This window comes from Breoghania sp. (assembly GCF_963674635.1).
Taxonomy (GTDB): Bacteria; Pseudomonadota; Alphaproteobacteria; order Rhizobiales; family Stappiaceae; genus Breoghania.
Map to the genome: position 1 here is coordinate 4,199,140 of NZ_OY771475.1, position 21,896 is coordinate 4,221,035.

The following is a 21,896-nucleotide window of genomic DNA, read 5'->3' on the forward strand; positions in this document are numbered from 1 at the left end:
CGATTTGTGAAGGCAAGCCGGCCCGACTGCACGCAGCGGCGGTTCCGGGCCTTCCGGCGAAAGACAACGAGAACAAACAGATCATGTCTGCAACGACTATTCACGCGCGAAACGCGCTTCTGCCCGGTGGCTGGGCGCAGGACGTGCGGTTCGTCCTTGAGGGCGAGACGATCGCCGCCATCACTCCCGGCGTGAAGCCGGAGGCAGAAGACCATCGCGTCGACCATCTTCTGCCCGGCATGGGCAATCATCACAGCCATGCCTTCCAGCGCGCCATGGCGGGCCTTGCGGAGACCCGCGGCTCCGGCACCGACACTTTCTGGACATGGCGGGACGTGATGTATCGCTTCGCGCTGTCCATGGATCCGGACCAGATGGAGGCGGTTGCCACCCATCTCTACATGGAGATGATGGAGGCGGGTTTCTGTCATGTGGGCGAGTTCCATTATCTCCACCATGACCGCGACGGCAGCCCTTATGCCAATATCGGCGAGCTTTGCGACCGTATCGCAGCCGCTGCGGGCGCCACTGGCATGGACGTGACGCTGCTTCCCTCCTTCTATGCCCATTCCACCTTCGCTGGCGCGGCTCCCGTCGAAGGACAGCGCCGCTTCATCAACGATGTGGACGGCTTTGCGCGCATCGTGGAGCGATGCCGGGAGCTTGCGCGCACAATGCCGGGCGTCTCGGTGGGCGTTGCCCCGCACAGCCTGCGCGCCGTTACCCCCGACGAGTTGTCGGCGGTGGTGGACATGGCTGGCGATGCCCCGATCCATATTCACGTGGCGGAGCAGGTGAAGGAGGTCGAGGATTGCCTTCAATGGTCCGGCAAGCGGCCCGTTCAATGGCTTCTTGACAATGCGCCGGTCAATGACCGCTGGTGCCTGATCCACGCCACGCATCTGACGCCGGAAGAGCTCGACGCCATCGTGCTCTCCAAGGCCACCGTCGGGCTTTGCCCGGTGACGGAGGGCAATCTCGGCGACGGCATTTCACGCTGCAAGGGGCTGTTCGAGCAGGGGGGCGCCTTCGGCATCGGCACCGATTCCAATGTCTTGATCGATGTCGGACAGGAGCTTCGCCAGCTTGAGTATTCGCAGCGTCTGGCGCATGGCAATCGCGCGGTGCTGGCCGGGCAGGGTGCGTCCACCGGGCGCGAGCTCTTCGAGGCGGCGCGTGCAGGCGGCGGGGCCGCATTGGGCCGCTCAACCGACCTGGTTGCGGGCGGGCTTGCGAGCTTTATCGTCTTCAAGAATGAAGATGCTCCCTGGCTCACGCAGGACCGGCTCATCGATGGCTGGATCTTTGGCGGAGCGTTCCGTCCCGATGCGGTGTGGGCGCGCGGGCGTCAGGTGGTGGAAGACGGACGTCATGTGGCGCGTCCGGATATCGCCGCCCGGTTCCGCACCACCATGCAGGACCTGATGAATGAGACGGGCCTTGCCTGATCCTGTGGGGGGCGGGGATTTCGCCCCCTTCCATTGGATGGCGCGAGCACGGTCGGGAAAAGGGGATCTCACCAACGATTGGTGAGGCGTGGCGCGTGTGTCTTTGGCCTCACGCGACCTTGAGGCCGCGGGAGCGAAAGATCTCGCGGGCGGCTTCGGCCTCGTCTTGCGTGGGCGCCTTTGTGTCGGCAAGCTGATAAGTCATGTTCAACTCTGCCCATTTGGACGCGCCCATCTGGTGGAAGGGCAGCACCTCGACACGCTCCACGCTCGGGCCGAGAGCGGCCACGTAATCGGCGAGTTTCGCCACGTCGTCCGGGGCATCGGTCCAGCCGGGAACCAGCACGTAGCGGATCCAGCTTGGCTTGTTCATCTGCGCGAGCCGTTCGGCGAAATCGAGCGTCGGCTGAAGCTGCTGCGCGGTCAGGGCGTGGTATTTATCCGGGTCGATATGCTTGATGTCGAGCAGCACGATATCGACCGGGTCGAACCATTTGTCCGGCAGGCGGGCGCTCAGGAAGCCTTGCGTGTCCAGCGCGATGTGAAGGCCGAGATCGGCCTTGATCCGCTCCATCACGTGGCCGACGAACGGAGCCTGCATGAGCGGCTCGCCGCCGGTGAAGGTCACGCCACCGGCGAATTTCAGAAATTTCGCATAAGGCTTCACCTCGGCCAGCATCGCGTCGACATCGACGCGGCGGCCGTTATGCAGCTTCCAGGTATCGGGGTTGTGGCAATAGAGGCAGCGAAACAGGCAGCCCGCCATGAAGAAGACGAAGCGCATGCCCGGCCCATCCACCGCGCCGCCGCTTTCAACCGAATGCAGGAAGCCGAAATCCGGCTCGTTGTGACAACCGGGTATGGGGGCGATGTGGTCGAACGTGGCCGTCATGCTGTCTCTTTCGAAGTGTCTGCCGGCCCCGCGCGTATGAGGTTGCAGGCCGAGGACAGCGAACCGTCCGCAGTCGGGGTGCGGATGGTTCGCATCTGGATCCCGTCGACACGTGCAAGGACGCCCGTGCGGCGGGCCGGAAACTCCGGCCCGTTCAAGTCCTGCGCACGCGCAAGGCGCTACATGGATGCGTGGAATGTGCGGTTTATGACGTCGAGCTGCTGTTCGCGGGTGAGCTTGATGAAGTTCACCGCATAGCCGGAGACACGGATGGTGAGCTGGGGATAGTTTTCCGGGTGCTCCATGGCGTCGAGCAGCGTCTCGCGCTTCAACAGGTTGACGTTGACGTGGAAGCCATTGGCGGCGGCGAAGCCGTCGAGGCAGTTGGACAGGTTCTCGATCCGCTCTTCCTCGGTGTTGCCCATGGAACCGGGCGTGGCCGAGGCCGTCCAGCTGATGCCGTCGAGCGCGGCTTCGTAGGGTAGCTTGGCGATCGATGCGCCCGCGGCCACAAAGCCCTTCTTGTCGCGTCCGTTCATCGGGTTCGCGCCCGGTGCGAAGGGCTCGCCCGCGCGCCGTCCGTCCGGCGTGTTGCCGGTCTTCTTGCCATAGACCACGTTCGACGTGATCGTCAGGATCGACTGTGTCGGCATGGCGTCGCGATAGAAGGAGGGCTGGGCCTTGATCTTGTCCATGAAGGTCTCGGTCAGCCAGACGGCGATGTCGTCGACGCGGTCGTCATTGTTGCCGAAGGCCGGGTAGTCGCCCTCGATCCTGTAATCCACCGCCAGGCCGTTTTCGTCGCGAATGACATGCACCTTGGCGTATTTGATCGCCGAGAGGCTGTCGGCGGCAATCGAAAGCCCGGCAATGCCGCAAGCCATGGTGCGCAGCACATCACGGTCATGCAGCGCCATCTCGATCCGCTCATAGGCGTATTTGTCGTGCATGTAGTGGATGATGTTGAGCGCCTTGACGTAGGTCTTGGCCAGCCAGTCCATGGTCTTGTCGAACTTGGCCATCACCTCGTCATAGTCCAGCACGTCGGCGGTGATGGGCTCGAACCCCGGTGCGACGAGCTTTTGCGACTTCTCGTCGACGCCGCCATTGATGGCATAGAGCAGCGCCTTGGCCAGATTGGCGCGCGCGCCGAAGAACTGCATCTGCTTGCCGATGCGCATGGCCGAGACGCAGCAGGCGATGCCATAGTCGTCGCCCCAGTGCGGGCGCATCAGGTCATCGTTTTCATACTGGATGGCGGAGGTGTCGGCAGAGACCTTGGCGCAGAAATTCTTGAAGCCCTTGGGGAGCCTCGTGCTCCACAGAACCGTCAGGTTCGGTTCGGGGGCGGGGCCGAGATTGTAGAGGGTGTTGAGGAAGCGGAAGCTCGATTTGGAGACGAGTGTGCGGCCATCCTCGCCCATGCCGCCAAGCACTTCCGTCACCCAGGTCGGATCGCCGGAGAAGAGGGCGTCATAGTCGGGCGTGCGCAGGAAGCGGACAATGCGCAGCTTGATGACCATGTCGTCGATCATTTCCTGCGCGGCTTCTTCGGTGAGGAACCCGGCCTCAAGATCGCGCTGGATGTAGATGTCGAGGAAGGTGGAGATGCGGCCGAGCGACATGGCCGCGCCGTTCTGCTCCTTCACCGCGCCCAGATAGCCGAAATAGGTCCACTGGATGGCCTCAAGGGCATTGGCGGCCGGGCGCGAGATATCGCAGCCGTATTTCGCCGCCATTTCGCGCAGCTCGTCGAGCGCACGGAACTGCTCCGACATTTCCTCGCGCAGACGCATCGTCTTCTCGTCGAAAACGGTGTCGTCGAGGGCGTGGAAGTCGGCCTGTTTCTGGGCGCGCAGGAAATCGGTGCCGTAAAGCGCCACGCGGCGATAGTCGCCGATGATGCGGCCGCGGCCATAGGCATCCGGCAGGCCGGTGATGACCCCGTATTTGCGCGCCGCAAGGATTTCCGGGCTGTAGACGTCGAAGACACCCTGGTTGTGGCTCTTGCGGTACTTGCTCCAGATTTCCTTCACTTCCGGGGCAAGCTCGTAGCCATAGGCGGCCAGGCCGCCTTCCACCATGCGCAGGCCGCCATTCGGCATGATCGAGCGTTTGAGCGGGGCATCGGTCTGCAGGCCGACAATCACCTCGTTGTCCCGATCGATATAGCCCGCATCATGGGCGGTGATCGTGGAGGGACGGTCGGTGGAAACGTCGAGAACGCCCTTCTCGCGCTCTTCCTTCAGCAATTCGCCGAGCTTCGCCCAGATCGCCCTGGTGCGTTCGGTCGCCGGGCTCAGAAAGGCGTCATCGCCTTCATAAGGCGTGTAGTTTTCCTGGATGAAGCCACGGACGTCGATTGCCTGACGCCAATGTCCGTCGCTGAACCCTGCCCACGGATCGGCATAAAGGCTGGAGGGATCTGCATAAACGTTCATGGCTTTATCCTCGTATCTCGGGGGATCGGCGATTCGTCTGAGGCTGTAGCGGGCTTTTCAGCTGACATCCGGACGTTGTGCGTAATGGGACATTACACGACAGGGCTGAATAATCGAATTCCATCGTTTCGCGGCTGGCGTGGCGCTGGCTTGCGTCAATGAAATTCCTCAATCCGCTTCGTCCCTTGTCGTTGTCAATCTGTCCTGTGGCACACGCATCTGGTGTGGCAGCGTCTTGGTGAGAAGCGGGAGACCGGGAGGCCTTTTGACATTCGAACGGAACCCGTCAGTTGCGTCTCGCCCCGGAATGGGGCTTGTGGCTGCCGACCGGCTGTTGCCCCTCATATAGCGCATTCACTCTTGTTCAGTTTGGATCTGGATCAAATCTGGTATCTGCCCACGACAATTGAATGCGACATTCCGTTTCAGGATTAACACTGAGTTGCAGCTTCACATCGAATGTTGCGGGAAAGAAGGCTCAATCGGTAGTTGCGAAACCTGCAACGAAAGTATGAGAGCGTGTCCAGATCATTCGGCGCACGCATGGGCTGAATGCAAAAAAGGAGCGCTCCTTTCGCGGAACGCTCCTTTCCGGCAGCAATCAACCTGCTCTTTGGGGATCAGTCGAGGCCCATGCAGGAGGCGTAGTAGCTGACGGTGGCGGGCCAGTCGGAGAAGATCCCGACGACGCCAACGTCCTGAGCCAGCGTGTCGACCAGCTCGTACATCTGACCATCGGTGTGAATGATGTCGTTGAGCGGCTGGTAATACCAGCCGCCGCCACCCTTGGCGGCCAGCGGGCCGGAGCGTTCCAGCGACCAGGTGATCAGCTTCAGGCCGGCGGCCTTGGCGGCCTTGGCGTATTCACTGGCGACGATGCGGCCATCCTTGGCGGTGACCAGCATGTTCATGGACGGGGCGAGGTAGTTCACGCCCTGCTCCTGCAGGCTGGCGAAATCTTCCTTCCAGGTGGTGGGGTCCTGTTCGTCAAAGCCGTCGTGCAGTTCGACGAGATAGACGGCGTTCGCACCGTATTCCGGCTCCGCCTTCAGCCAATAGAGGACGTCGGCCAGGTTGAAGGACTGGGCGAAGACGTCGGATGCCGGGATGCCGGCGGCCTTGTATTCGTCGATCAGCTTCTGGGCGTAGTCTTCCTGGGTGAAGCCGTCGAAGGGCATCTCCACGGACGGGCTCTTCAGCTCCGGGGTGAACTTCGCGCCGAGGCTCTTGAAGAGCTTGATGGATTCCGCGTGGCTCATCAGCGTGGTGGGCTCAACGCCATAAAGATCGGTGCGCCAGTTGGCGGTGGCGTTCATGTAGCCCTCCACCGTGGTCGCGCCCGCGTTCTTGGCGTCCATCTTCGGGGTCAGGGTCCTGAACTGGGCAAGCGTCAGTTCCGATGTCCGGCACTCGGCTTCCGCCTTCTCGTCGCCATTGGCGGCCTTGAAGGGGGTGACGCAGGTTTCCGCCAGAGGGGTGGCGAGAATGTTGGTGGTGGTGTGCAGGTCGTTCTGGGCGTGACGGCAGACAAGTTCCTTGTCCTTGGTAAAGGTCACGTCGCATTCCAGAATGCCCGCGCCCTGACGCGCGGCGGCCACATTGGCTTCCACGGTGTGCTCGGGAAACTGCATCTGCGCGCCGCGGTGGCCGATGGAAAAGGCGGTGCGGCGAACGGGCTGGCCCGCGCAGGCGGCAAGCTTGTCCTTGAGCGGGCCATCTTCCATGCGGTCGATCAGATAGAGCGGACGCACACCGACCTCAATGACGTCGTTCATTCCGGCCGACGCGCCGGTTGTGGAAAAGCCGGTTGTCAGCAATGCGCAGGGCAGAGCCAGTGCAAAGGCGAAAGTCCTCATTCTCAAAACCCCCAAGTCGGTCTCGTTGCGATGGCGCTCTCGTAACCTGTCCAGTTGACAGTATGGTGATGGTCTCATGACGATTGTGAGACGTGGAGGCGCGGGTTTTGCGCAAGGCCCGCACAGCGGTTGCGGGAAACAAAAAAGCTCCCTGCCCGGGCGGGCAGGGAGCTTTCACAAATGCAGGATCGTGCGGGAAATCGGCTTCCCCGAACGCTTACCAGGCCGCGATGACCGCGCCCTTGAACTCGTCTTCGATAAAGGCCTTCACTTCGTCGCTGTGATAGCATTCGATGAAGGTCTTCACCCAGTCCTTGTCCTTGTTGTCGGAGCGAACGGCGATGACGTTGATGTAGGGGGCCTTCTCGCCTTCGCGGAAGATGGAATCGTCGATCGGGCTCAGACCGGCATCCAGCGCGTAGTTGGTGTTGATCACCGACACGTCCACGTCATCGAGGGAGCGCGGAAGCTGGGCGGCATCAAGCTCGATCAGCTGGTAGCCATGCGGGTTCTCGATCACGTCGGCGACGCTCGCCTTGATGCCGACGCCTTCGGTCAGCTTGATCAGGCCCTGGTCTTCAAGCAGCAGAAGCGCGCGGGCGCCATTGCTGGGGTCGTTCGGCAGCGCGATGGAGGCACCGTCGGCGATCTCCTCAACGGAGCCAACCTTCTTGGAGTAGCCGCCCATGGGGAAGTTGACCGACTGGGCGACGCTTACCAGATCGAAGCCGCGGTCGGCGACCTGGTTGTCCAGATAGGGCTTGTGCTGGAAGGAATTGATGTCGAGATCGCCATCCGACAAGGCCTGGTTCGGCATGACGTAGTCGGAGAACTCGATGATTTCCAGGTCGAGGCCCTTGTTGGCAGCGACTTCCTTCACCTTGTCCATGATCTGGGCGTGGGGGCCGGGGGTCACGCCGACTTTCAGCGTCTCGGCCTGAACGGAGCCCGCGCCAAACAGGGCGACGGCGATGGAGGCTGCTGCGATCAGTTTCTTCATGTGTGTCTTCCTTGATTGATGAGGCTCAGGAATTGCGGTTGCGCTTGTCGAAACGGCGCGACAGGGCATCGCCCACGCTTTGCACCGCCTGCACAAGCACGATGAGAACGACGACCACCGCCAGCATGACTTCGGGCATGAAGCGCTGATAGCCGTAACGGATGCCAAGGTCGCCCAGTCCGCCGCCGCCGACCGCGCCGACCATGGCGGAATAGCCGATCAGGCTGACGATGGTGAGCGTGATGCCCAGCGTGATAGAGGGCAGCGCCTCCGCCAGAAGCACCTTGCGCACGATCTGGAGCGGCGTTGCGCCCATGGCGCGAGCGGCTTCAACCAGGCCCTTGTCCACTTCGCGGATCGCGCCCTCGATGAGACGCGCGACGAAGGGAATGGTTGCAATTGTCAGCGGCACGATGGCCGCCTTGGTGCCGATGGAGGTGCCTGCGATCATCCGGGTGAAGGGAATGATCGCGACCACCAGGATGATGAAGGGGGTGGAGCGGGTCGCGTTGACGAGCAGGCCGACAATGCGGTTCCAGGTGGGCGCGGGGAAGAGTTCGCCCTTGCCGCTGGTCGCCAGGAAGACGCCGATGGGCAGGCCGATGGCCGTGCCGATGATGCCGGAGACGACGACCATGTAGATGGTCTGCCACAGGCCCTTGGCGAGCAGGTTCAAAAGCATCTCAGGCGCCATAACCGACCTCCTCGAAAATCAGCCCGTTTCTTTCGAAAAAGGCGCGGGCCTTGTCCATGATCTCGGGCTTGGCGGAATAGGCGATGACCAGGTGGCCGAAGGGATCTCCAGCAATCTCGTCGACCGTGCCGGACATGATCCGCACCTCGGTCTCCAGTTCCCGTGTGAGCCGCGCAATGTGGGGTTCGTCTGCCGTCACACCGCGGAAGGTGATGCGCACCAGCACATCGTCGCCCTCGCAAGGGGCATCCTTGATCTTGCTGGTGATCCATTCCGGCAGGTTTGAGCCGGGCATGGAGGCGAGCATCGTGCGGGTTGTGGGGTGCTGCGGCTCGATGAAGACATCGAAGGTGGAACCGCTTTCCACGATCGCGCCCTTGTCCATGACCGCGACGCGGGAGGTGGCTGCCTTGACCACTTCCATCTCGTGGGTGATCAGCAGCACCGTCAGCCCGAGATCCCGATTGATCCGCTTCAAGAGGTCGAGGATCTGCTGCGTCGTTTCCGGATCGAGCGCGGATGTCGCCTCGTCGGAGAGCAGCAGCTTCGGTCGGGTGGCCAGCGCGCGCGCAATGCCGACGCGCTGCTTCTGGCCGCCTGAAAGCTGGGCGGGGTAGTGGTTCAGCTTGTCGCCGAGACCGACCATGTCGATCAGCGGATCGATGCGGGCCTTGATGTCCGCGCTGGACAATCCCGCGATTTCCAGCGGCATGGCGATGTTGTCGAAAACGGTGCGCGACGACAGCAGGTTGAAGTGCTGAAAGATCATGCCGATGGAGCGGCGAAGGTCGCGCAGCGCCGCACCTTTCAGCTTCGTGACATCGACGCCGTCCACCAGGACACGGCCGTTCGTCGGCATTTCCAGGCCGTTGACGAGGCGGATGAGCGTGGATTTGCCCGCGCCGGACCGGCCGATAATGCCGGTGATCGTGCCGCGCGGGACCGTATAGGTGACGTCAACCAGCGCCTTGAAGGCTTCTCCGCCCCTGGAGGAGGCGGGGAATTCCTTCGTGATGTTTTCAAACACGACCATGGGGTCGGAGCTGGTCGACGGGTTTTCGTCTGCCATCAGGAACTCGTACGTGGCGTGCGGCGGATGAGGGCCGTACGTGAAAAGGTTGGCCATAACCAATTCCGGGTCCGACAGGCTGGCTGCACCGGGCCTTCTGCGCGGTTGCAGATGCCTTGATGTCGCGCTCTGTCATCGAGGTGTCGGGCCGGAAGCCCTCGACCGTCTGGAAATTGGCTCCGGCTCACCGCGAAGGGAGCTGCCCGCAAGGGATGCGTGCTTCGGGAAGTGGTGCCGGACAGTTCTGAAAGCGGTCTCGCATTCGGGAGGGGCGGAAACAGCCTCAAGAACTCTGACGTTGCTGAATAAACGATCTACAGGGAGCGATCAAGAGAAGGATAGTTTTTCTACTCCCGCGCGAGAATTTGGAATTGGCAATATAAATTACAGGTTCCTCATGGAATGCTGTCTTTTCCTGAAATCTATAAGCAAAAAGCCGCTAGGGGAAATCAAGAGGCTGTCAAATGGTGAATTGGGAAGTCTGAATGCGACTGGTTGTTTGAGTGCGAAATAGTCTCACCTGGTTTTCGATAGCAGGTGATAAGCTTTTCCGATGAGCGATAGTGTTGACCGGGGCGCGATCTCCGTGGTTCCCTGGGCAAGGGCTATTTCAGGTTTTGCCACAAGATGGGTCAGACCCCTGCAAGGCAAGGGGATCTTTTCTGTTCAAGGCGGCCCGCCATCGGCTGTCGTGCAAGAGGCCGGTCCGCTTTGTTCCGGCATCCTGCGTGAACGAAAACGGGCGCCGGATCGCTCCGGCGCCCGTCGTTGTGTCGCTGCCCGTTCCTAGACCAGGAAGAACAGCACGCCCATGAAGAGCGGCAAGGTCACGACCATCGCGGTGATGGTGAAGCCCATGATGTCGCGGATGCCCAGGCCCGCCACGGCAAGGGCGGGAAGAGCCCAGAACGGCTGGGCCATGTTGCTCCACATGTCGCCGTAGGCAATAGCCATGGCGGCGACGCCGACATCGACGCCCAGATCGAGGGCCGCGGGGATGACCAGCGGGCCCTGAACGATCCAGTGGCCACCGCCGCTGGGGACCACGAAGTTGATCACGCCGGAGGCAAAGAACGTCAGGGCTGGGAAGGTTTTGGCCGAAGAGGCGTCGACGAACCAGTGGGTGATCGACTGCGCCATGCCGGAATGTTCCATCATGTACTGGATGCCGCCGTAGAAGGGGAATTGCAGCATCACCGACGCGGTGGCGATCGCACCGTTCTTGATCGCCTTTGCGTAGGCGATCGGCGAGCCGTGCAGCAGCAGGCCAAGGGCCAGGAACATCAGGTTGCCGAGGTTCAGGTCGAGCACGAAGCCGCGGGTCGCCCAGGTGTAGGCGATATAGGCAAGACCCAGAAGGCCGACGAAATAGGCCAGAATGCGCGAGTTTTCCAGGCGCTCGGCCGGGGTCATGTTGGCCTTGAGCGGGGTCTCTTCTTCTTCCTCGTCCTTCAGCAGCTTCGGGTCAGCCGTGACGACGTTTGCCGGCTTCGGGTGCACCGAGTAGGCGACGATCGGCAGGATGATGTAGAGCGCTGCCACAATGATCATATTGTAGGAGGAGAAGATCGTGTCGGTGACCGGGATCAGGCCGGTCTGCGCTTCCAGCAGGTGGCCGGGTGTCGCCGCGACAAGCGGGATCGACGCCATCAGGCCGGCGTGCCAGGTCATGAAGCCCATATAGGCGGCGGCCACGAGCACGCGGTAGTCGGCGCCCTTGACGTGGCGGGCGAACTGGCGCGCGAGCAGCGCGGCGACGATGAGGCCGAAACCCCACTGGATCGAGCACATGATGGCCGAGAACAGGGCGACGACGGCCGCGGCCATGGCCGGCTGGTGCACCGTTGCGCTGATCTTCTGCATCAGGATCTTGACGGCCTTGGTGGAGGCCAGGGCGTGGCCTGTCACGATGACAAGGCACATCTGCATGGTGAAGGTCAGAAGCGACCAGACACCCTTGCCCCAGTAGCCCACCATATCGACCGGTGTGGAGGAGGTGAAGATGATGCCGGACACGAAGGTCAACAGTGTCAGGATCACCGCAAGGACATAAGCGTCAGGCAGATAACGCGAGACAAGTCGCGTGAAAAACCCAGCGAGTAGTTGCATGGTTTCGACTCCAAGGTCTTCGTCTACGGGCAGGCCGATCTCTCGGTTGCCGCCCCCCATTTGCGAAGCGCCGCCATGCAACTCGCCCGGTATTCCGGTGCGAGGATTGCCTCCCTGGAAGAGCCGCTGTCCCTTGCGGCGCGTTTCCTCCAGTTGTTTCCTCCCCTGCGCGGTCCGGATCTCCGTCAGGGATCTGCGAACCGGGCGGGTCGAATGGCAGCTGCCTTCACCCCAAAGGCCGTCCCAGTTCACACAGCTCCACCGTGCCCGCTCCATGTGCCGTCGCGAAAACGCGACCCTACGGGGCGGGTGCCGATAGATGCGGGAAACTGAAACCGCGCTGTCGTTCTGCCCGGCGCATCTTTATCGCCGGGGGCTTATGCGTTGCTCGGTCGGCGGGCGGTCGGTGATCAGCGCGCGTTGCGATCACCATGCTCCAGAGGTCCGGGCGGACCCGGTGGTCCGGGAGCGTGTGCCGCCGGTCTTGATGTTCGGGAGAAGCGCTGGGCTGCCCCCGAACCGGCTGGTGTTGCTGCAGGCGGAGGATCCGTGCAGCCGTCGGATGTGTTGTGGCCTCAGCCGAAGGTCTTCAGATCTTCCGCGATAGTCAGGGGCGCGTCTGTTGCGGCGATGATGTCCTCCACCTCAAAGCCCTCGCCCTTCTCCGTCAGCACAAGGCCGTTCTCCGTCACCTTGATGACGGCGCGTTCCGTCACGATGAGATCGACCGCGCCCACGGCGGTGAGCGGCAGGGTGCATTCCTTCAGGATCTTCGGGCTGCCGTCCTTGCTGCAGTGCTCCATCGCGATGATCACCCTGCGGGCCCCGGTCACGAGGTCCATCGCGCCGCCCATGCCGGGAACCATCTTGCCCGGAATGATCCAGTTCGCGAGGCTGCCGGAGGCGTCGACTTCCAGCGCGCCGAGCACGGAGGCATCGACATGTCCGCCGCGGATCAGCGTGAAGGACATGGCACTGTCGAAATAGGTGGCGTCCGGCGTCGCGGAGACGGGCATGCCGCCGGCATTCGTGATGTCGTGATCGATGCTCTCGTCGCACGGCTCAACCGTGCCGACACCGATCATGCCGTTTTCCGACTGGAACTGAATCCCGCTGTCGGCTTCGACCTTGCTGGCCACGAGGGTCGGCATGCCGATGCCGAGATTGACGAGGCTGCCCGGTTCCAGTTCCTTGGCGACGCGTGAGGTAATGCGATCTCTGAGCTGTTTCTTGTCCATGATCCGCCCTCACTGCACGATGTAGTCGATGAAAGTGCCCGGAAGCATGAAGCGGTCCGGATCGATTTCGGCGATTTCGACGACCTTGTCGGCTTCAACGATCACCAGATCTGCTGCCGTGGCCATGACCGGATTGAAGTTCTTCGTGGTCTTGTTGAAGATGCAGTTGCCGGCCTTGTCGACGATGCTCGCCTTGATGATTGCCACCTGGGCACGAAGCGGCTCCTCAAGCAGGTATTCCTTGCCTTGGATCGTGAGCTTCTGCTTGTTCTCTTCGACGATGGTGCCAACGCCGGTTGGGGTCAGGACGCCACCAAGGCCCGCGCCTGCAGAGCGGATGCGCTCGATGAGGGTGCCTTGGGGAACCAGTTCCACCTCGATCTCGCCGGAATTCATCTGCTTGCCGGTTTCCGGGTTCAGGCCGATATGGGAGGCCACGACCTTCGCGACCTGATGGTTTGTCACCAGGCGACCGCATCCCTTGTCGGGGAGCCCCGTATCATTGCAGATGATCTCCAGGTCGGAGACGTTCGCCTCCTCCAGAGCCGCGATGATTTTCAACGGTGAGCCGACAGCCATGAAGCCGCCGATCATCAGGGAGGTTTTTGCGGGGATGAAGTCCACCGCTTCCTGCGCAGAAATAATTGGTTTCACGTCGGTGTCACTTTCAACCTGTGATTCATTGAATAGGACTTTACAGCGTTTATCATTTCTTGAAGATGCGACACAACAGTCAAAACAAAAACAAGTAAAAAAAGAAATTAACAAGTTAAGCAATTAGCAAATATATAGTTGCGGTTAAAAAAGTACCTTTGGTAGTTTGCTGGCGCAGGAAGTTGACGTAGCGCGAAGTGCTGAGTGCGGAAATAATGGCATTTATACGTATGCCGTGACGTCCGCAAAGTTCTCGGTATTGATTAGGCGGGCTAATTCAAATGATTATTTAAATTTGTCGACTGCATGAGAATTGTCAATCTCGGACGTTTGCTCTTGTGTGCCGCGACATAGATTTGATCGGAATTGAGCATTGTAAAAAGAAACAGTATTAGCGCTTCGCATCGAGCGAATGAGTGTCGCACGATCAAAAGCCTTCCGCATGATCTCGCCCGGCAGGATGATCGACCGCGGCATGTTATTTTGAAAAAGGGTGGGGGTGACCAGCCGCGCTTGTGAACGGGCGGCTGGTCGTATCCATCGAGGGGCTCGGCTGCGTCCCTCAGCCGTCGAGCGTGATCTTGGACAGCGGCATGGAGCGCACGCGTTTCCCGCTCAGGTGGGACGCCGCATTGGCAATGGCGGGCGGGATGGCGGGCAGGCCCGGCTCACCGATGCCGCCCATTTTCTCGCCGCTTTCGATGATGCCGACATGGACGCGCGGCATCTGGTCCGGGCGCAGGATCGGGTAGCCGTCAAAATTGCGGGCTTGCGGCGCGCCGCTTTCATAGACCGTGTCTTCCACCAGGGCCTGGGACACACCCAGCGCGACGGCAGAGCGGATCTGCGCTTCGATGATTGCCGGGTTCACGATGGTGCCGGGATCGATGGTCTCCCAGATGTCATGCACCACGACCGCTCCGTCGCGCAGGGACACTTCGGCAATCGCGGCGGTATGGCTGCCGAAGGGGGACGCCATTGCGATGCCGCGGGCCCGCATGGTGCCGTCCTCGGCCTGGAACGGCCCGCGCTTCCAACCGCCGGACAAGTCCGCCACATGCTGCAGAAGCGTGGTGAGACGCGGGGTATCTTTCAGCAGGCGCATGCGCAGCTCGAATGGGTCGAGGCTGCCCTTGTCGGCCATTTCGTCCAGAAACGACTCGTAGACGAAATCGTTCATGGAGTTGCCGACCGACCGCCAGAAGGCGACCGGGGCCGGGCTCCTGACATAGGCTTGGGCGATCCGGCGATTGGGGATGGCGTAGCTCTTGCCGGACAATCCCTCCACCGCGGTCGGGTCCACAGCCTTCGGATTGTGTCCGAAATTCGCTTCCATCGGGCCTTCACAGGCGCTGATGATTTCCAGCGCCTCCGGCATGCTGTCGGAAGAGAGGCTTGCGCGCATGCGCACGGCAACCATCGGGCGCAGCGGATCGCGCAGAAATTCCTCCTCGCGGCTCCAGATCAGTTTGACCGGTCGGCCCACCGCTTTTGCAAGCGCGATGGCCTGCGGGTAGGGATTGGCGTCCGCATAGAGGAAATGTCGCCCGAAAAAGCCGCCAAGCATTGGTGAGTGGATGTTCACCTGGGCCGGTTCAAGTCCGGCAATCTTGGCGATGGCGGCCTGGAACATTTCCGGCGCCTGATTGGGAAGCCAGATGTCGAGGGTGCCATCCTCGTTGAAACGGGCGAGCGTGGAGGGCGGTTCAAGCTGGGCGTGATGCAGATACTGGGCGAAATAGGTCGCCTCAATCACGGTGTCCGCCTTTGAAAGAACGGCCGGCGCGTCTCCTTCGGCTTCCGCCGTCGTGCCCTCGGCTTTTTCCCCGGCGAGTTGCTTGCGGAAGGCTTTGGTCGAAAAATCCGCGGGCATGTAACGCTTGTTCGTGCCGTCCGGGCCCGGGTCGTTCCATTGCACTTCCAGCGCCTCAACCGCGCGCTTGGCGTTCCACCAGCGTTCCGCGACCACTGCGACCGCGCCGTCGAGCCGGTGGATGGAGTGGACGCCGGTCATGGCCTTCACGTCATCCTCGTTGGCGAGGGTGCCAACGGTCAGCCCAAGACGCGGAGCGTGCTGGACGGCGGCATGCAGCATGCCATCCACCTGGACGTCGATCGAATAGACGGCCTTGCCCGTCGATTTGTCGCGCACATCCAGCCGCTCCACCGGCTTGCCGATCCAGGAGAAGGTGTCCGGGGCCTTCAAGGTGACGCTGTCGGGATCGGGGACGGGCAGATCCATCGCGGCCTCGGCCAGCATGCCGTAACTCAGCTTCCGGCCACTTGTGGCGTGAACAACCTGTCCAGGCTCGGTGGTCAGGTCATCGATGGAAACCTCAAGGCGATTGGCCGCTGCCAGAAGCAGCATCTGGCGGGCCAGCGCACCCAGGCGCCGCATCACGTCATAACTTGAGCGCACCGACATGCTGCCGCCGGTGATGCGGCCCATGGGCGGGCCCATGACCTTGTAGTCATCGCCGGCCGGCGCGTTCTCGACCACGAAGGTGGCCGGGTCGGCGTCGAGTTCCTCACCCACGATCTGCGCCATGGCGGTGAAAACACCCTGGCCACCCTCGTTGAAGGGGCTGAGGAGGCGCACGGAATTGTCGGGCCGGATTTCAAGGAAAGCCGGGACACGGGTGCCTGCGGGAAGGGGCGCCGTTTCGGCGAAGGCTGCCCGGGTGGGCAGGCCGACACTCAACACCAATGCGCCCGTGGCGGCCGCGGCGGAGCCGAGGAGGAAGCCCCGGCGGGAAATGTTGGTCGGGGACGAAGAGGCAAGCGTTCGGCGGTCGAGTTCCTGTTTGTCGAGCATGCGTTCAACCCTCCTTCGTCTCGTCGGCGAGATCGTGGATCGCCGCGCTGATCGCGTTATAGGTCCCGCAGCGGCACAGGTTGCTCATCGTCGCCGCGATGTCGTCTTCGCTCGGGTTCGGTGTTTCCTTCAGCAACGAGGTCGCGGCCATGACCTGTCCGGACTGGCAATAGCCGCATTGCGGCACCTGGTGCTCGACCCATTTGTCGACGACCCTCTTGCCAACCTCGTCTTTCTCGATCGCCTCGATCGTGGTGATCCGGCTGCCGGCAACGCTGTCAACGGGGGTGACACAGGAGCGCGTCACCACACCGTCGACCAGAACGGAACAAGCGCCGCACTGGGCGATGCCGCAGCCATATTTCGTTCCGGTCAGTCCCAGTTCATCCCGGATGACCCAAAGCAGCGGCGTCTCGCCGTCCGACTGGATTTCATAGGATTGATCGTTGATTTCGAGTTCCATGGCTCACTCATCCGGCTGGCTTGGTTTGTCAGTCCTGCTGCTGTCGAAAAATGCCGCAGGCGCGCATGCGACGCGCGCGCTCGCGGATGGACAGATCAGCAGGATCGCGTGTTCATCAATGGCTTTTGCGCTGAGCGGAAAACCGTATGACGTTGCTAAATAGGTGCGACAAGCTGACAGAGAATAGCTGCCGGTCGTCCGCGGCTGGTTTCGCCGCGAAGGATCTCACCAAACATTATGAAAATCAGATGTTTGTATGGGGCTGCGGATTTGAAAAGATTTTCGTGATGCCCGCCGGCAAGATGCGTGTCGGATCACAATTGGACAGGGCCGTTCCAGATTTTGAAATATGGTTCGATCTTGACCGGAGATCGCGAGCCATGAGGGACGCGCGACGCGCGGGGGCAGATCAAGGGGACACGGTGCCGGTGGCGGCCGGGGCTCGCCTTGAGCCTGGCCGCGCCGGTCGGATCCTCGCGGCCAGATCTGTGTCCACGTGTCTTCGAAACGCGTGGCCCGCTCTTTCAGGCCGCGTGGAACACGAAGGACCGCATGGAGACCGAGCCCAGATCGATGGCGTCGGTCATGAAGGTCAGCTCGTCGCGTGTATCTGACGCGCCTGCGATGGTGAGGGCGGGGAGATAGTGGTCGAGCGTCGGGTGCGCCATGTGCAACAGGCTGCCCAGCTGGCCGGGATCCGAAAGCGTGGCGAGGTCGCGGTCGGTCAATCGCTCGGTAAAGAGCGTATCGAACTCCACCGCGAAATCCTGCGGTTTTCCGCCCGGACGCATGGTGCGCAGATTGTGCACCACGTTGCCCGAGCCAAGGATGAGGACGCCGCGATCGCGAAGCGCGGAGAGCGTCTTGCCGACCTCAAGCTGGTGGTCGAGCCCCCGGCTCATGTCGATGGAGACCTGAAAAACCGGCACATCGGCTTCCGGGTAAAGGAATTGCAGAATGGTCCATGCGCCGTGATCGAGGCCCCATGTCTCGTCTTCCTCCGCGTGATGACTGGCCAGCAGGGTCACCACTTCGCGCGCGAGCTCGGGATCGCCCGCGGCCGGATAGGTTTGGGCGTAAAGTTCGGGCGGGAAGCCATAAAAATCGTGGATGGTGCGCGGCATGGCCGACACATCGACAAGGGTGGTGCCCTGCGTCATCCAATGGGCGGAGACCACGAGGATCGCCTTGGGACGGGGGAGGCTGCGGCCTAGCTCCGACCAGGCGCGGCTGAAGGCGGTGTCCTCGATAGCGTTCATCGGGCTGCCGTGACCGAGAAAGACAAGCGGCATCCTGTCGCTCGGCGACAGGCGGTCATGAAGGGTCTTAAGGTCTTGTGCAGTGCTCACGCCGTTCTCCTTTCACAAGGCTTCCATAGGCCCCGCTTGTGTAGGCTTCCCGTTCAGACCGCGCCCTGGCGACCTTCGGTGTCGTGATGAGAAAATAGGGGCTGAGGCTTTTCAACGAAATGGCGAGTGTATAGAATGACTATCTCCATTATGTTCACAATAGGCGCGCCATGGATCTTGTCGATGAACTCAAGGCCTTTGTCGCCACCGCCCAGACCGGGTCTTTCACCGCGGCGGCGGAACAGCTTGGGGTTTCCAACCGGCTGACGTCGAAATATGTGGCGGGGCTGGAGGCACGGCTTGGGGTTCGGCTGTTTCAGCGCACGACCCGGCGTGTTGGCCTGACGCCTGCGGGGGAGGATCTGCTGGCGCGGGCGCCGGTTCTGCTCGACGATCTGGACGCGCTTCTGTCAGATGTGGCCGAAAGCTCGCAAGGCTATTCGGGCGTCATCCGCATATCCGCACCCCTCACATTCGGGGAGATCCATGTGGCCGAAATGCTCGGCCGCTTTGCGCGCCTCAATCCGGACCTCAAGCTCGATCTGAGGCTGAGCGATCGATATGTCGATCTGGCGAGCGAGGGCATCGATGTGGCCTTCCGGCTGGGCACAAGCGAAATGCTCTCGCTCAAAGCCCTCAAGCTCGGCACATTCCAGACCGTAGTGGTGGCAAGTCCGGCCTATTTGGAAGCCAACGGGACTCCGCGCGCGCCTGACGAGCTTCTGCAGCACGATTGCATCGTCGATACGAACCGACGGGTGCCCCGGCGCTGGGCGTTTGTGCGCGATGGGCAGGAGATCACGGTCAATGTGGACGGCAAGCTGCGCGTCAATTCCGCTCGGGCCGCGGCTGGTCTTGCAGCCGACGGGCTTGGCATCGCCAACGCCCCGCGTTTCGCCGTACGGGAGCAGCTGGCTTCCGGTGGCCTTGTCCGGCTGATGGAAGATTACGAGGGCGAGGGCAGCCCGCTGAGCGCGGTCTATCTGGAAGGCCGCGCCCTGCCGCGCAAGGTGCGTGCACTGATCGACTTCGCGGCGCAGGACATTCGCGCGGCGGGCATCCTGTGACGGCACTTCTTTTCACTATTCGGAAAACGGCCGATTGGCCCTATTGTGCGCGGGAATCGAGGTGAATCCCGTCGGGATACGGGATGGGCGCCAGAACATGGGCCAGAAATCGGGAAGAAACGAATGACCAAAATCATGCTGCTCGGCTCCGGCGAACTGGGAAAAGAAGTCGTGATCGCGCTGAAGCGGCTTGGCCACACCGTGATTGCCTGCGACGCCTATGAAGGCGCACCCGCCATGCAGGTTGCCGACGGCTTTGAGGTGTTCTCCATGCTCGACGGCGACGCGCTCGATGCGGCTGTCGCCAAACATGCGCCCGATATCATCGTGCCGGAGGTGGAGAGCATCCGCACCGATCGTTTCTATGCCTATGAGGAGCAGGGCATTCAGGTGACGCCCAGCGCCAAGGCCGCGAATTTCACGATGAACCGCAAGCTCATTCGCGATCTGGCGGCCAAGGATCTGGGGCTGCGCACCGCGCCTTATGAGTATGCGACGACCTATGAGGAATTTCAGGCGGCGGTCGAGAAGGTCGGCATGCCTTGCGTGGTGAAGCCCTTGATGTCGAGCTCCGGCAAGGGGCAGTCGGTGGTCAAGACGCCCGCCGACATGCGTCCCGCCTTCGACTACGCGCTGGAAGGCTCGCGCGGTGACCTGAAGGAGATGATCGTCGAAGGTTTCATCGACTTTCACACCGAGATCACGCTTCTGACGGTCACCCAGAAAACCGGCGAGACGCTCTTCTGCGCGCCCATCGGCCATAGGCAGGAGCGCGGCGATTACCAGGAGAGCTGGCAGCCCTGCGCCATCGATCCGAACCAGCTGGCGGAATGTCAGGACATGGCGGCCAAGGTCACCTCCGCGCTGGGCGGGGCGGGTATCTGGGGTATCGAGTTCTTTCTGGCCGAGGGAGCGGTCTATTTCTCCGAACTCAGCCCGCGTCCGCATGACACCGGCATGGTGACGCTGGCGGGCACGCAGAATTTCAACGAGTTCGAGCTTCACGCCCGCGCGCTTCTGGGCCTGCCGATCCCGGAGATCGAGCAGCGGTATCCCGGCGTCAGCGCGGTGATCCTCGCGTCACAAGAAGGCGTGCCGCATTTCTCCGGTCTGGAGGAGGCCTGCGCCTATCCGCAGTCCGACGTGAAGATCTTCGGCAAGCCGACGACGCGGCCTTATCGCCGGATGGGCGTGGTGCTCGCCTATGACCGCAGCGGCGAAGAGACGATGGACGCCATGCGCAAGCGCGCGGCGGAAATTGCGTCCAAGGTCAAGGTTCACTGATATCGAAAAGGCCTGGCCTTTCAGGGCCGGGCCTTCGCGGCCTTATTCTTCGCCGTCGATGACGCGGTCGAACTCCGACAGCTTCGCGATCATCGCCAGCGCGCTTCTGCCAAATTTGCTGGGCGTGGCGAGCAGGAAGCGCTGACGAGCGGCCGCCATGGCCACCTTTTTCACCGCGATCTTGGACATGTCGAAATCCATCACGCGGCCATTTTCCTCAATGCCCGAACAGGCGATCAGCGCGTAATCGAAATGCAGTCCGTGCAGGGCGGTGATGATTTCCTCGCCGGTCAGCGACCCGTCGCGCCCGCTCATACGTCCGCCCAGCACGTTCACGTCGTGGCGGGCGGGATCGAAGGCGAGGGCCGCGCGCACGCTGTTGGTGAAGACCCTGAGGCCGGAGCGTTGATCGAGGGCCTCGGCGGTGAACTCCATCGTCGTGCCCACGTCGATGAAGACGCTGGCGCCGTCGGGAATGGCGGCTGCCGTCTGCTTCGCGACCCTGCGTTTGGCCTCCACCGAGATGTGAGTCTTTTGATGGTGATCGAGTCGTAAGGTTTCTTGCGCATCGACGGGACCGGCTCCGCCGTGGAACCTCTGTAGCCGTCCAGCTTCCGACAAGGCGATTATGTCGCGACGTATTGTCTGGGCAGAAACGCCAAAGGCACGCGCCAAATTGTCAATTGTTACAAAGCCTTGCCGCTCGGTGAGGCCAAGTATCTGCTCCTGGCGGGAGGAAAGGGGCACGACTGTCATAAGGATGTGTTAAGACGCCCGTTGAGTTGGAAGATAATTTACACAACGATAATGGAGTTACCTGATGGCTACAAGGCTCTACGGGGTTGATGGCGCCCGGATTTTCAGTGCTTCGGGAGAGCTGGATCCTTGGGGCTGGTGCTGGAAATCGGATGTCGCCATGCCGGAATCGGTGCGCGAGGTCGATGCGAAGACCGCATTGAAGTGCATTGGTGAAAGTGGCAGGGCGCGCCGGATTCCGGTCGGCGTTATAGGTCCGCGGGAGGCGACCACGGCGCAGCTTGAGGCGGCTGAAGCGTTGGGAATGGCGCTTGGCGAGCTCGGTCTGACCGTGATGTGTGGAGGAAAAACCGGCGTGATGGAAGCTGTTTCCAAGGGATGCCTGAAAGCGGGCGGCCTGACGATCGGGCTCGTGCCCGATCACAGCTGGCGCGATGCGAATGACTACATCGCCCTGCCCATTGCCACGGGCCTTAGCGAGGCGCGGAACATGATCATCGCCAAGTCCTGTCAGGTGCTGGTTGCCGTCGGCAACTCCTACGGCACTCTGTCAGAGGTCGCCTACGGGCTGCATTTCTCCAAGCCCGTGATCGGGCTCGAAGGTGCGGCCAATGTAGACGGCGTACAACATGCCGCGTCCGTGGACGAGGCCGTCGAACTTGTTGCGGAGCATATGCTGCAATCCGCCAAGTTGTCATAAAACTTACATTCAACTTCGCCAGAGTGTTAGAAAATTTCCATGGAATCCTCCAATTCGGACC

Annotated in this window: 17 protein-coding genes; 4 read left to right on the forward strand and 13 right to left on the reverse strand. The window is 61.8% G+C overall.

Translation table 11 applies throughout. From position 1 onward, the window contains the following. The first annotated feature begins 83 nt into the window (after window positions 1–83). Window positions 84–1,448: a formimidoylglutamate deiminase gene (locus tag ABGM93_RS18180; protein ID WP_321501871.1), complete on the forward strand. Its 1,365-nt coding sequence runs from the start codon at window positions 84–86 to the stop codon at window positions 1,446–1,448. Window positions 1,449–1,557: 109 nt separating this feature from the next. Here ABGM93_RS18180 and pflA read toward each other — a convergent pair whose 3' ends face one another. From pflA to ygiD, 12 genes are all read right to left on the reverse strand, one after another. Then, a complete protein-coding gene (pflA, locus tag ABGM93_RS18185) occupies window positions 1,558–2,340 on the reverse strand; it encodes a pyruvate formate-lyase-activating protein (RefSeq protein WP_321501873.1) in 783 nt (260 codons plus the stop codon). 179 nt (window positions 2,341–2,519) lie between these two features. Continuing rightward, window positions 2,520–4,781, reverse strand: coding sequence for a formate C-acetyltransferase (pflB, locus tag ABGM93_RS18190; protein WP_321501875.1), 2,262 nt, complete (start codon window positions 4,779–4,781; stop codon window positions 2,520–2,522). A 620-nt stretch (window positions 4,782–5,401) separates the two neighbouring features. After that, a complete protein-coding gene (locus tag ABGM93_RS18195) occupies window positions 5,402–6,556 on the reverse strand; it encodes a glycerophosphodiester phosphodiesterase family protein (protein ID WP_321505999.1) in 1,155 nt (384 codons plus the stop codon). A 298-nt stretch (window positions 6,557–6,854) separates the two neighbouring features. Continuing rightward, the gene (locus ABGM93_RS18200) at window positions 6,855–7,637 is read right to left on the reverse strand and encodes a MetQ/NlpA family ABC transporter substrate-binding protein (protein ID WP_321501878.1); all 783 of its coding nucleotides are present in this window, start codon (window positions 7,635–7,637) and stop codon (window positions 6,855–6,857) included. 25 nt (window positions 7,638–7,662) lie between these two features. Next, window positions 7,663–8,331, reverse strand: a complete 669-nt coding sequence (locus tag ABGM93_RS18205; protein WP_321501880.1) for a methionine ABC transporter permease — start codon at window positions 8,329–8,331, stop codon at window positions 7,663–7,665. Next, window positions 8,321–9,400, reverse strand: coding sequence for a methionine ABC transporter ATP-binding protein (locus ABGM93_RS18210; protein ID WP_321501881.1), 1,080 nt, complete (start codon window positions 9,398–9,400; stop codon window positions 8,321–8,323). The genes ABGM93_RS18205 and ABGM93_RS18210 overlap by 11 nt, the downstream gene beginning before the upstream one ends. A 786-nt stretch (window positions 9,401–10,186) precedes the next feature. Beyond that, on the reverse strand, window positions 10,187–11,509 hold the full coding sequence (locus ABGM93_RS18215) for a TIGR00366 family protein (RefSeq protein WP_321501883.1): 1,323 nt from the start codon (window positions 11,507–11,509) through the stop codon (window positions 10,187–10,189). A 575-nt stretch (window positions 11,510–12,084) separates the two neighbouring features. Next, a complete protein-coding gene (locus ABGM93_RS18220) occupies window positions 12,085–12,747 on the reverse strand; it encodes a 3-oxoacid CoA-transferase subunit B (protein ID WP_321501885.1) in 663 nt (220 codons plus the stop codon). Between the two features lie 9 nt (window positions 12,748–12,756). Next, window positions 12,757–13,401 carry a 3-oxoacid CoA-transferase subunit A gene (locus ABGM93_RS18225; RefSeq protein WP_321501887.1) on the reverse strand — a complete coding sequence of 215 codons (645 nt, stop codon included), beginning with the start codon at window positions 13,399–13,401 and terminating at the stop codon, window positions 12,757–12,759. A gap of 562 nt (window positions 13,402–13,963) precedes the next feature. Continuing rightward, the gene (locus ABGM93_RS18230; protein WP_321501890.1) at window positions 13,964–16,216 is read right to left on the reverse strand and encodes a molybdopterin cofactor-binding domain-containing protein; all 2,253 of its coding nucleotides are present in this window, start codon (window positions 16,214–16,216) and stop codon (window positions 13,964–13,966) included. A 4-nt stretch (window positions 16,217–16,220) separates the two neighbouring features. After that, window positions 16,221–16,679: a (2Fe-2S)-binding protein gene (locus tag ABGM93_RS18235; RefSeq protein ID WP_319775297.1), complete on the reverse strand. Its 459-nt coding sequence runs from the start codon at window positions 16,677–16,679 to the stop codon at window positions 16,221–16,223. Between the two features lie 524 nt (window positions 16,680–17,203). Continuing rightward, complete coding sequence (ygiD, locus tag ABGM93_RS18240; protein WP_321501892.1) at window positions 17,204–18,028, reverse strand: 4,5-DOPA dioxygenase extradiol; 825 nt, start codon at window positions 18,026–18,028, stop codon at window positions 17,204–17,206. 170 nt (window positions 18,029–18,198) lie between these two features. Between ygiD and ABGM93_RS18245 the strand changes: the two genes are divergently transcribed. After that, the gene (locus ABGM93_RS18245) at window positions 18,199–19,095 is read left to right on the forward strand and encodes a LysR family transcriptional regulator (protein WP_321501893.1); all 897 of its coding nucleotides are present in this window, start codon (window positions 18,199–18,201) and stop codon (window positions 19,093–19,095) included. Window positions 19,096–19,218: 123 nt separating this feature from the next. Beyond that, a complete protein-coding gene (gene purT, locus ABGM93_RS18250; RefSeq protein WP_321501895.1) occupies window positions 19,219–20,379 on the forward strand; it encodes a formate-dependent phosphoribosylglycinamide formyltransferase in 1,161 nt (386 codons plus the stop codon). A gap of 42 nt (window positions 20,380–20,421) precedes the next feature. Here the strand turns inward: purT and ABGM93_RS18255 are convergent, their stop codons facing one another. Next, on the reverse strand, window positions 20,422–20,898 hold the full coding sequence (locus tag ABGM93_RS18255) for a hypothetical protein (RefSeq protein WP_321333318.1): 477 nt from the start codon (window positions 20,896–20,898) through the stop codon (window positions 20,422–20,424). 301 nt (window positions 20,899–21,199) lie between these two features. Between ABGM93_RS18255 and ABGM93_RS18260 the strand changes: the two genes are divergently transcribed. Then, window positions 21,200–21,835, forward strand: coding sequence for a TIGR00725 family protein (locus ABGM93_RS18260; RefSeq protein ID WP_321501897.1), 636 nt, complete (start codon window positions 21,200–21,202; stop codon window positions 21,833–21,835). Window positions 21,836–21,896 lie beyond the last annotated feature (61 nt).